The organism is Flavobacterium sp. KMS, from assembly GCF_000813005.1.
Classification (GTDB): Bacteria; Bacteroidota; Bacteroidia; order Flavobacteriales; family Flavobacteriaceae; genus Flavobacterium.
Genome location: NZ_JSYP01000043.1, coordinates 1 through 12,247, shown reverse-complemented (window position 1 = coordinate 12,247; position 12,247 = coordinate 1). Strand labels below are relative to the sequence as shown.

Here is a 12,247-nt window from a genome sequence, read left to right as displayed (position 1 = left end):
CTCGAAAGTCATAAAGTTGATGCCATTGTTGCAGCAGGGTTTGAAGCTGGGGGTCATCGCCCTTCTTTCCTAAAACCCGCAGAAGATTCTTTAACTGGTACATTTGCCTTAGTACAACAGCTGAAAGCCAAGATAAAAACACCCATTATAGCCGCCGGAGGTATTGTAGATGCTAAAGGTGTTGCTGCAGCACTTACTTTAGGCGCTGATGCGGTACAATTAGGAACTGCTTTTTTAGCTTGCGATGAATCGGGTGCCACACCCGAACACAAAAAAGCATTGTTCTCTGAAGCTTCACAATATACCATACTTTCTAAATCGCTTACTGGAAGAATGGGAAGAATGATGACCAATCGCATTGCCGAAGAAATAAAGTTTGAAACCGAAGTATTACCATTTCCGCTTCAGACAAGATTAATAGCCGCTCTTAAAACTGCTGCATTCGCTCAAGGCAAAACCGAACTGATCAATTTCTGGTCTGGACAAAATGCAATTAATCTAAAGCATACTAATGCCAAAGAATTAATGCTCTCTTTAATTAATAAAACTAATAAAATATTGAAATAAATCCATATTTAAATTCTAACCAAACAAAAATATGAATGCAAATAGTGCGGGGCAAAATAATGAAACAATCAAAAAAGTATTACCACTTATTTTGGCGACTTCTATTTTTATGCAAATGCTCGATTCTACCATCCTCAACACATCGATAACTTCTATTGCCAAAGATTTAAACGAATCACCGCTGGACATGCAAAATGCTATTATCAGCTATGTTCTGACCTTAGCGCTCTTTATGCCTGTTAGCGGATTTTTATCTGATAAATTTGGCACCAAGAAAGTATTTATGTTTGCGTTATTGTTATTTAGTGTTGGATCTTTATTCTGTTCGCTTTCCCAAAATTTAACTCATTTGGTTTTTTCCCGTGTGATTCAGGGTATTGGAGGAAGTTTAATGACACCAGTAGGAAAGCTTGCACTTATTAAAACATTTCCTAAAAAAGAATTATTAAAGGCAATGAATTTTGCCATTATTCCTGCCTTAATTGGTCCGGTATTGGGTCCATTGGTTGGTGGGTATATGGTCGATTATTTATCATGGCACTGGATTTTCCTGATCAATATTCCGTTTGGAATTATTGGTATTCTTTTAAGTTTAAAATACATGCCTGATTACAAATCACCTATAATCGATTTTGATTTAAAAGGCTTCCTTATCTTTGCTGCAGCTTCGCTCCTCTTGTCTATTTCTTTAGAATTATTTGGCAACACAGTTCAGCTAACACCTGTTTTACTGATATTAATGGCAGGTTTTTTAATGTTGTATTGGTACTATCGCCATGCCGTGACAGACAACAATCCTCTTTTTCCTTTAAATTTATTTCAGGTAAGAACCTTTCGTGTGGGCATAATAGGTAATCTCGCTACTCGTTTGGGTTTTAGTTCAATCCCTTTATTATTACCTATGATGATTCAGATTGCTTACGGTCAATCGGCAGTAACCTCGGGGTGGATTGTCGCTCCTATGGCTCTCACTGCCATGTTTGGAAAATCGGCAGTAATTAAAATTTTAAATACTTACGGATATAGAAAAACTTTAATGGTAAATACTTTTATTATCGGTGTATTAATTTGTGCTTTGGCTATTCCATCCATTCATACTTCCATTTACTGGTACGTTCCCATTATTTCGGTATTAGGATTCTTTAACTCCATACAGTTTACTTCTATGAATTCTATTTCTATTGCCGATTTAAGAAACTATCATACAAGTAGTGGTAACTCATTAGTTTCTGTAAATCAACAGTTGGCTATTGGTTTTGGTATTGCTTTCGGATTATTGGTTCTCAAAATTTTTCAGGGTGATGTAAAACTCATTCACAACGAAATTCACAATGCTTTTCGATATACATTTTTAGTTGTGGGCTTTTTGACAATTCTATCTGGTTTAGTTTTCAGAAGACTGCATGATAAAGATGGTGACAATTTAAAGTCAGGAATTTAACTGCTTTTTTGCATCACCATAGTAATAAATTACTTGATATAATTTTATAAAAAAGCCTGCAAACATAATAATTACAGGCTTTTTATATCTCTTTTTTCTTTTCTTCTATATATTTATCGTCGAATAAATGATTGGACTTCATTCTTTTTACAGAAAAGTATTGCGCAAAAGCATCATTAAAATATGGAATTTGACCTTAATCATTTACCGCCAAATTATTCCCGTAAATTTTATCATTTTCTATCTCAACACGTTTATGAGTTGCATTTTTACATGATTTGTCAGATGGTCTTAACGGCTTTTCTTTATATATTTTTTCTAAATTTAAAAAGATAAAAAAAAATACATGAATAAATAGTGATAGAATAAATTTCATATGTTGAAGGTTGTTCTCTTATAGACAGCATTAATATTAAAAGCTTATGTATTTTTAATCATTCTTTATTTAATAGCAAAAAAGCTTTCAAATTTAGAACTCCAAATAATGCAAAAAGGTCTATTGGTGATTTTTAAGCCACTCTAAACGTCTCTGATCTGCAAGATGTTTCACAGAAAAATTTTCGAATTTTGCTTCAAATCCGTTTCCATCAGGACAAGCTGCCATAAGTCCTACCATAACAGGGATATTATCCTGCAATGGGGCATTACGAGTCAGAATATAGTTTTTATCATCCAAAGAATAATAAATTTCTACAGCGTCTAATCTGCGTACAGCCTTAATCCATACAAAAGGAGGAACTTTGTCCAGTACATTCACACTCCAGTCACTCTTTTCATGTGTTACAACCGTACTGATATTAAATTTACCGTCTACAAATTCAACACCGGTTTTAATGTAATTTTTTTCATCTACACGAATCATAAGTCCCATCTGGTCGAAACGGGTTTTATAATTTCCTGTTAGTTTTACTTTTGTTTCAAATTCACCTCCGTACATACTGTAATAAAATGGACCATCGTCGACAGTAAATCCATAATGCGAGATTCTCCAATAATCACTTTTTGGTGTAACCTGCATAATTAAGCTATTGTCTTTTATCTGCCATTTTTCAGGCTCATTAAACCAATGCATTTTTTCAAGACTCTGTGCATTTATTTCAGTTAAGCTCAGTAAGAGGCCAATAGCTAATATAGTTTTTTTCATAAGTTTGTTATAGATTTGAAATGTTACCTTGTGGGTTCCAAAATTATAAATTAATATTCTACATCAAATGGCTATAAATAACCATCAGGATACTGAAAATATTCGTGAGTTACTTGATATAAAACTATTTTCTCAGCCTTTTTCAGGTTTTTCTCAGCCTAATATGCAACTCGACGATGGTAAAATGATCGCCAAACTATACGCCAAACTAGAAAACACAATTAGTGTACTTAGCGATTTAAAAGAAAGGAAAAGTTATATTTATTCTGGTGGAGTCGCTCAGCAACTGGGATTTGAACCCAAGCAAACAGCCATAAACTCTATTTGGGAAGATGAATTATTGAGCCGGGTTCATCCGGAGGATCTTCAGAAAAAATACCGACTCGAGTTTCAGTTTTTTAAACTACTGAAATCTATTAGTTTAAATGAGCGCCTTAATTATAATGTAATTACCAAACTGAGAATTAAAAACAACGAAGGTAAATATCTTTTGATAAAACATCGCTTACTATACCTTAGCAGCACAGATGAAGGAAATGTTTCACTAGTACTTTGCTTATACAACATGGTATACGATTATCCTGGATTTGATGTTCCTGATGGAGTGATTATTAATACCGCTACAGGGGTAATTTTAGATAGCGAACAAGGCCGTTTTGATGATTTGCTATCGATAAGAGAAGGAGAGATTATTCAGCTTATTAATTTGGGAATGCGAAGCAAAGAAATCGCAGATAAACTGTCCCTGAGCATACATACAGTAAATAGGCATCGCCAAAATATTTTTGAAAAACTCAATGTTAATAATGCCATGGAAGCCTGCAGAATTGCAAATGCCACGGGATTAATACCACGTTAGAATTTCAAAAAAAAAGTAAGGGATAGTTTTTCAATTCAACTATCCCCTGCTTCAAATAAAACCAACAAATTAAATAATTATCATTTATTTTTTAAATTAATTCCAACCACCACCAAGCGCGCGATACAAGTTTACAACCGCATGCAGTTTTTGACTTTGATCATCAATACCTCTTAATTGTGCATTTAGTAAGTTTTGTTCGGCTGTTAACACATCGGTATAATTAGTCGTCGAATTGTTTAATAATTCTTTATTAAAATCTACCGCTTTAAATAATGCTTCTAACTGTTTTTTCCTTTTTTCTTCTTTTAAAGCAGCATTATCATATTTAGACAATGCATTAGAAACTTCCTCACTCGCTTTTAACATCGAAAGTTCAAAATTATACAACGCTTCTTTTTGCAAAGACAATGCTGTTGCCAATCTTGCTTTATTGATTCCTTTATTAAAAATTGGTTGTGCAAGCCCTCCGGCTATATTGCCAAAAAGTCCACCGTTTGTAAACCAGTCTTTTAATCCGAAGCTAGAAAAACCAGCTGCTCCACTAATAGTCAAACTAGGATAAAAATAAGCTCTCGCTACATTACTTTCTTCAAATGCAGCTCTAAAATTATATTCCGCTTGTTGTACATCTGGTCTGTTTGCCAAAAGCTGCATCGGAACCCCAATTTTTAAATCATAAACAAGCTTTTGTTGTTCCAGAGAACCACGTACAATTTTGGTTGGAGATTTTGCCAAAAGCACACATAAAGCATGTTCGGTTTCGGTTATCTTTTGTTCTATATCCGGAATCGCTAATTCAGCTTCATAAAAGTTGGCTTCACTCTGCACAACAGCTACTCCATTAATAATAGAATTTTCGAAAAGAACCTTAATTGTTTCGGCATCTGTTTCTCTATTTTTGGCTGTCTTTTTAAGTACTTTTAATTGTTCGTCGAGTATAAGCAACTCATAATACGAATTGGCAATATTGGCTATTAGTTGAGTCTGAATAGCACGTTTGGCAGCATCTGTAGCCAATAAGTTAGCAATAGCACCTTTTTTGGCACTTTTTAATTTTCCCCAAACATCTACTTCCCATCCTGCTGTAATACCCAAATCATATTGTGTTGATTGGTCAAAAAGTCCAAATCCTTGCGGGAAAGCCAATCTGGATTCTTTTACCGAAACATTCCCATCTACCGAAGGCAAGAAAGCAGCTTTTTTCAGTTTAAGATTTGCTGTAGATTGGTTAATGCGTTCAACCGCAATCTTTAAATCCAGATTTGCTGCCAGTCCATCGGAAATAAGCTGTTGCAAAGCTACATCAGTAAATAGTTCCGACCATTTCATCGTTGCCATATTTGTAGTATCCTTATTTTCAGGCTCACGATATTCTACTGTTGTTGCGGGTTTTGTATAGGATTTCGTGATTTTACACGAACTCCATATACTGGCAACAATCAGTATAATGACTATTAATTTATAATTGTATTTCTTCATTATTATATGTTTTTATTTTTTATTTATTTAGGTGAAATTAACCGCAGAGTTCTCAAAGCAGAAAATCCTTTTAATCTGTGGCTAGATTTAACCGCAGAGTTCACAAAGGTTTACGCAAAGTTCGCAAAGCAGGTTCAATACAAAGCTTTGCGAACTTTGCGTTTTTATAAAACCATCCATGTAAAAAACTTTGCGCCCTTTGCGGTTAAAATCTTATCATAAGGTTCTCAAAGAAGCTTCAACACAAAGCTTTGCTAACTTTGCGTTTTTATAAAACCATCCATCCATGTAAAAACTTTGCGCCCTTTGCGGTAAAATAATCGCAAAACTATTCCCTCTGAACCTTTGAACCTTTGCTACTCTGAGCCTCCAAACCTTTGTTCCTTTCTAATCTAATCTATCACCCTCGGCTCATGTGCAGGTTCTTTTATTCCTCCAACTTTTTCCTGCATAGCCTGAAAAATGATAAACAAAACCGGAATTACAAAAACCCCGAATAATGTACCAATCAACATTCCGCCAACGGCAGCTGTACCAATAGACCTGTTACTTAATGCTCCTGCACCAGTAGCAATCATCAACGGAATCAATCCGAAGATAAAAGCAAACGAGGTCATTAAAATAGGTCGTAATCTTGCTCTCGCTCCGAATATTGCCGACTGCACAAGACTTCTTCCGCTTAAGCGATGTAATAGTGCAAACTCTACAATAAGAATGGCATTTTTGGCCAAAAGCCCAATCAACATTATCAAACTTATCTGAAGGAAAATATTATTATCTACCCCAAAAAGATTCGCAAATATAAATGCTCCCGCAAGTCCTATTGGTAAGGATAACAACACCGAAAATGGTAAAATATAACTCTTGTATTGGGCACTTAACAAGAAGTAAATAAAGATTAAACAAAGTCCAAAAATCAATGTTGTCTGGCTTCCGCTGGAAAGTTCTTCTTTGGTTAAACCAGAAAACTCATAAGTATACCCTCTTTCTAGTGTTTGTGCTGCCACTTCCTCGATTGCTTTTATCGCATCTCCCGAACTATATCCTGCATTTGGCGCACCAGTAACTGTAGTAGATGTAAAAAGATTGAAACGATTTAAAAATTCTGGACCATACGTTTTCTTTAATGTTACAAACTCCGAAATTGGTGCCATTGCCCCTTTATCTGTTCGAACAAAAACTTTATTAATATCACTTTCTTTTGCTCTGTAATCAGGATGTGACTGTAGCATTACTCGGTATTGTTTTCCGAATTTATTAATATCAGAAGCGTAGATTCCACCAAAATAACCCTGAAGCGTATTAAGAACCGTGTTTACAGATACACCCGCGTCTTTACACTTTGCCACATTTACGTTGACTTCCATTTCTGGGAAACCAATATTAAACGGACTTGTAGCATACATTATCTCTGGTCGCTGATTAACTGCTGCCATAAACTTTCCGATATTTTTATCAAAATTCTGATAACTACCTCCCGTTTTATCTTGCAGTTGCACTTCGAATCCGTTGCTGTTTCCAAATCCTTGTAAGGTTGGTGCAGCAAAGAAAATAATACTTGCTCCTTTTATATGTGAAGTTTTTTCAAACAACTGGCTCACAATTGAATTAACATCCTGAGTTTTACCTTTCCTCTCATTCCAAGGTTTCAGTCTTATGAATAATGCTCCGTAAGAACCTCCAGATCCGTGAATTAAATCCATTCCCGAAAGGGTTGATGATAGTTCTATTTCGGGGATACTTCTCGCAATACTATCTATTTCTTTTGTAATTTCTTCGGTACGTTCCAGTGTCGAAGATGGTGGTAAAACCACATTCCCAAAAATAGCTCCTCCATCATCATTAGGTACAAAACCTGTTGGAGTTGTTTTTATTAAAGCATAAAATACCATTCCGAATAGTGCAATTGCAACTAATGAAATCCATTTTCTGCGAATCAGGAATCGAACAGCGTTAATATATTTATTTGTAACCGTTTCAAAAGCTACATTAAAACTCGCATAGAATCTTGGTAAGAAACCTTTAGGATGATTTGATTTTTCTGGGTCGTGTGGTTTTAATAAAATAGCACAAAGTGCAGGACTTAAAGTCAATGCATTAATTGCCGAAATTAATATGGCTACAGCCAATGTTAAACCAAATTGCTTGTAAAATACACCCGCTGAACCTGTAATAAATGTTACAGGAATAAATACCGCCGACATAATTAAGGTAATAGATATTATCGCTCCGCTAATCTCGCTCATAGCATGAATGGTTGCTTTCTTAGCCGATTTTGCACCTTGGTCTAGTTTGGCATGAACTGCCTCGACGACTACAATCGCATCATCTACCACAATACCAATGGCAAGAACCAAAGCAAAAAGTGTCAATAAATTAATCGTAAATCCGAATAATTTCAAGAAAAAGAAAGTACCAATAATCGATACAGGAACTGCGATTGCAGGTATTAATGTTGACCTAAAATCTTGTAAAAAGATAAACACAACTATAAAAACCAGAATAAATGCTTCGATAATCGTATAGATTACCTTTTCGATAGATGCGTCTAGAAAATCATTGGCATTTAAGAAAGTATGATACTCTAATCCCGGAGGGAAATCCTTAGATGCTTTTTTTAATATGTCTTCACAAGCAATAATTAATTCTCGAGCATTAGAACCCGAAATCTGACTTATCGCTCCTCCCGAAGAAACTTTTCCTTGGGTAATTAATGAAGTAGTATAATCTAAAGCACCAAACTCGATATTGGCAACATCTTTTAAGCGTAATAAACTTCCTTGTTTACCGCTTCTCAAAACAATGTTTTCAAACTCTGCAGGGTTTTCAAGTCTTCCTGTAAATTTTAGAGCATACTGTACCGATTCTTTACTGTTTTCTCCAATTTTTCCAGGTGCAGCTTCAATATTTTGTTCTTGTAATGCTTTAATAATATCGTCTGGAACCAAGCCTTGATTTGCCATTGCATCGGGTTTTAACCAAATACGCATTGAATATTCCTGACTGCTATAAATTTCAGTTCCTCCTACTCCTTCAACACGTTTCATCTCGGGCATAATATTTATCCTCAAATAATTATCAAGAAATTTTTCGTCGTACTTTCCGTCTTTGCTATATAACAAGAAACTAAAAGCGGTACTACTTAACTGTTTGCTAGTTGTAATACCCGATTTAATAACCTCATTTGGTAACAAACTTGTAGCTTTTGTAACTCTGTTCTGAACGTTTACCGCTGCCATATCGGGATTTGTTCCCTGCTTAAAGAATATGGTTATCGACGCTGTACCATTACTACTTGCGGTAGATGTCATGTAGGTCATATTCTCGACTCCGTTTATTTGTTCTTCTAACGGAACAATCACACTTTTCATAACCACATCGGCACTTGCACCTTGGTAAGAAGCGGTCACAACAACTGTAGGTGGCGCAATTTCGGGATATTGTGATATGGGCAGGGAAGCTAATCCCAGTAATCCTAAAATCACTATTATTATCGATATTACTGTAGATAATACCGGATTTTCTATAAATTTTCTAAACATGTCTTTTTATTTTTTTGATGAAGAATCTATCGGTGCGATTTTCACTCCATCCCTTAAATTCCCTATTCCATCTGTAATTATAGTATCTCCAGATTTTACGCCTTCGGTTACTACATATTCTTTTTCTGTTGAGGTATTTCTTATTTTTATTTCGGTATTATGCACTACATTTTTTGCATCTACAGTAAATACAAAAAAGCGTCCCTGCAACTCAAATACTGCTTTTTTAGGAACTAAAATCGCAGCTTCAAACTGTGTTGGAATGACAATTGTGGCACTTGCTCCACTCCATAATTTACCTTCTGGATTTGGGAAAACTGCTTTAAAATTTGCCGAACCTGTACTTGCATTTAATACTCCGCTTAAAGTCTGGATTTTCCCTTTTGATGGATATGTTTCTCCATCAGCAGTTACTAATGAAACTTCGGGCATATTCTTGAATTTATCTTTTAATTGATTCCCTGAATATTGACTCAAAAAAGAGTTTAATTGTTGCTGACTTAAAGAAAAATAAGCAAAGATGTTTTTGGTATTAGCTACTGTAGTTAAAGGGTCTGGTGCCGAACTGCTTACTAAACTTCCTATTTTAAATGGCAAGCTTCCTACAACTCCATTTATCGGGCTCACAATATTGGTAAAAGCTAGTTTGGATTTAGACGCAGATAAATCGGCATTTGCCTGACTTAATTCGGCTCTTTTTACTCGTTCTATATTTTTAGCAGATGTCAATTCATAGTTATTTATAATTTTCTTTTCTGCCAATGCTGCTGTTCTACGAGTTTGGATAACGGCGGTTTCCAGACTGGCTTCGGCTGCAAGAACTGCTGCTTTCTTATTATTTACTTCCTGCAAATAACTATTGGCATCTATTTTAAATAAAGGTTGTCCTTTGGCTACAGCCGAACCTTCTTCTACATAAACCTGCTCTATATATCCATCTACTTTAGAGCGTATTTCGACAGTTTGTTCTCCCTCTAAAGTCGTTGGAAATTCGACTGAAACATTGGCTTTTTGTGCCTTTAGCGTAAGTGTTGGATATGCTACTGGACTTTCTGTTTGTTCTGCGTTTTTGGAATTACATGAAACTATCAAAAGTGTTCCTATAATCAGTATTGCTATTTTTCTTTTCATTATTTCGTTTATTTTCTTTTGTAAATCATTAAAGGAGAACCTGCTTCTCCCCACATTAGGGTTTGTACATATTTAATTAATTGGCTTGTAGCTAATACAAGAATTTCTTCGGGTATGGACGAATTGGCTTTTAGCACTACTTTTTGATTGATAAAAGCCGAAAATTCTATTTTCCTTATTCTTTCCATCCATAAAATTCCATTGTGATTTCCAGTTGTCGAATACACCACTATCGATGCATGCGGAGCTAGTAATGAACTGATTAATACATACGTCCAAAGCGGAACTATGGCATCATTAGAACAAGTTATTACTACATCTTTTCCTTTATATTGGTTCCAATCGATATTAGCCATTTCTAATCGGAATGTCTTTTCTTGCAACATAAAATCTTCTATAAGAAATGGTACAATATCAAATATTATAAAATCATTTCCGATGGGTTTATACGACCGTAAATCGAGAGTTTGTATGCCTGAAGCATCTATTTTATTTATTATTTCCATATTTTGGGTTATTAAAAAATTGAGTTATTTATTGAATTTTAATTTTTGAGTTTTGCTGATTTTTGGACATAGGTATCCCCCGCCCAACTTGAATACTATTTTTCTAGTATGTTGAGCACGTTGTAAAAAACACTTTAACTAAAGGTTTTTGAGATTTCTAAAATCTATAATGGAGAGTATGTACTATTTGTAGATTTTCATTAACACATTCCAGTACGGAACGATATATACAGGTAAATTAATCCTATCATATGAACTAATGGGTGGTGATTGTAATTCTAGTACCATAATCTATAGTTTGCATTAATAATTTCTGTAACTCTCAATATTGATTGCTCTTAGGATAATAATATCTGGCAATGAGCTTTGATAAGTTATGCAAAATTAATATTTTTGCATAATAAAACAACTAAATACTTGTTTTATTAATTTATGACTACAAATAAGATTTTAATGTTGCTCAAAATGCGAGGTCCTCTTACGGCTCTCGAGATTGCGCATGAGCTTAAGATAACAAAGGAAGGCGTTAGACAACAACTACTTAAACTTGTTGAAGAAAATTTTATTCATCCTCAGGAAGAGTCTAAAGGTGTTGGTAGACCTCAAAAAACTTTTAGCCTTACGGCGAATGGAAATTCGAAGTTTCCCGATACTCATGCCGAATTAACCCTAAAGCTAATTAATATTATTAATGCTATGGGCGGAGATACTATGCAAGCGGTTATTGATGTGTATGAAGAAAGTGGGAAAAAGAAGTATCATGAAGAAATTGATACTATTAATGATTTGGAACAAAAAATAGAAAAGCTTGTCGAAATAAGAACCAGAGAAGGTTATATGGCAGAATACGCTAAGAATGACGATGGGTATCTTTTTGTCGAAAATCACTGTCCTATTTGTGCTGCTGCAACAATTTGTCAAGGTTTTTGTTCTTCCGAATTAAATACATTTAGATCTGTATTAGGAAAAGAAGTTAGCATTAATCGTGTGAGTCATATCATTGCGGGCGAGAGAAGATGTGCTTATCAGATTAGTATTTAGTTTTTAGTCGCGGTTTTCAGTGGCAGTTTTCAGTTTACAGTATCAGTTTACAATTACAGTAAAGCTTTGCGAACTTTGCGAAAAACCTTTGCGCTCTTTGCGGTTAATTTCTCTGCTACTGAAAACTGAAACTGAAAACTAAAAAAGCCCTTTCTAAACTTTAGAAAGGGCTTTTGATTGATTGACAATTAATTAAATTTAGTCCATTGAAACAACAATAAATTCACTTCTTCTGTTCAATTGATGTTCTGCTTCGGTGCAAGGAACTCCATCGGAACAGTGGTTTACTAATTGACTCTCGCCATATCCTTTGGCGGTTAATCGATTAGATTTAATTCCGTTTTTTATCAACCATTGTTGGGTTGATTTGGCTCTTCTGTCTGATAATGCCAGGTTGTATTTGGCTGTTTGACGACTATCGGTATGGGAGCGGATATCGATTTTCATCTTTGGGTATTGCTGCATTACCGCCAGGATTTTCTCTAGTTCGAAGGCGGCATCTTTGCGAATGATGGATTTATCTAAATCAAAATA

Annotated in this window: 10 protein-coding genes; 4 read left to right on the top strand and 6 right to left on the bottom strand. The window is 34.9% G+C overall.

What is annotated here, in order from left to right; genetic code table 11:
- Positions 1-567: nitronate monooxygenase (locus OA93_RS23705; RefSeq protein ID WP_039116751.1), on the top strand; the 567-nt coding region annotated here is incomplete at its 5' end.
- Between the two features lie 31 nt (positions 568-598).
- A complete protein-coding gene (locus OA93_RS23700; protein WP_039116749.1) occupies positions 599-2,008 on the top strand; it encodes an MFS transporter in 1,410 nt (469 codons plus the stop codon).
- A 496-nt stretch (positions 2,009-2,504) separates the two neighbouring features.
- Here the strand turns inward: OA93_RS23700 and OA93_RS23695 are convergent, their stop codons facing one another.
- A complete protein-coding gene (locus OA93_RS23695; RefSeq protein ID WP_039116747.1) occupies positions 2,505-3,152 on the bottom strand; it encodes a DUF1349 domain-containing protein in 648 nt (215 codons plus the stop codon).
- Between the two features lie 67 nt (positions 3,153-3,219).
- Between OA93_RS23695 and OA93_RS25470 the strand changes: the two genes are divergently transcribed.
- Complete coding sequence (locus tag OA93_RS25470) at positions 3,220-4,011, top strand: helix-turn-helix transcriptional regulator (protein WP_052250189.1); 792 nt, start codon at positions 3,220-3,222, stop codon at positions 4,009-4,011.
- Positions 4,012-4,107: 96 nt separating this feature from the next.
- Here the strand turns inward: OA93_RS25470 and OA93_RS23685 are convergent, their stop codons facing one another.
- From OA93_RS23685 to OA93_RS23665, 4 genes are all read right to left on the bottom strand, one after another.
- A complete protein-coding gene (locus tag OA93_RS23685) occupies positions 4,108-5,493 on the bottom strand; it encodes an efflux transporter outer membrane subunit (protein ID WP_039116745.1) in 1,386 nt (461 codons plus the stop codon).
- 392 nt (positions 5,494-5,885) lie between these two features.
- A complete protein-coding gene (locus OA93_RS23675; protein WP_039116741.1) occupies positions 5,886-9,035 on the bottom strand; it encodes an efflux RND transporter permease subunit in 3,150 nt (1,049 codons plus the stop codon).
- 6 nt (positions 9,036-9,041) lie between these two features.
- Entirely contained in the window at positions 9,042-10,166 is a 1,125-nt protein-coding gene (locus tag OA93_RS23670) for an efflux RND transporter periplasmic adaptor subunit (RefSeq protein WP_039116739.1), read from the bottom strand.
- Positions 10,167-10,174: 8 nt separating this feature from the next.
- Positions 10,175-10,672: a DUF2480 family protein gene (locus OA93_RS23665; RefSeq protein ID WP_039116737.1), complete on the bottom strand. Its 498-nt coding sequence runs from the start codon at positions 10,670-10,672 to the stop codon at positions 10,175-10,177.
- A 465-nt stretch (positions 10,673-11,137) separates the two neighbouring features.
- On the opposite strand from OA93_RS23665, the gene OA93_RS23660 reads away from it, so the two are divergent.
- Positions 11,138-11,713 (top strand): metalloregulator ArsR/SmtB family transcription factor, encoded by a 576-nt coding sequence (locus OA93_RS23660; protein ID WP_205625798.1) that lies wholly within the window; start codon positions 11,138-11,140, stop codon positions 11,711-11,713.
- Between the two features lie 198 nt (positions 11,714-11,911).
- Here OA93_RS23660 and OA93_RS23655 read toward each other — a convergent pair.
- A partial coding sequence (locus OA93_RS23655; protein WP_039116734.1) for an OmpA family protein occupies positions 11,912-12,247 on the bottom strand: 336 nt, incomplete at its 5' end.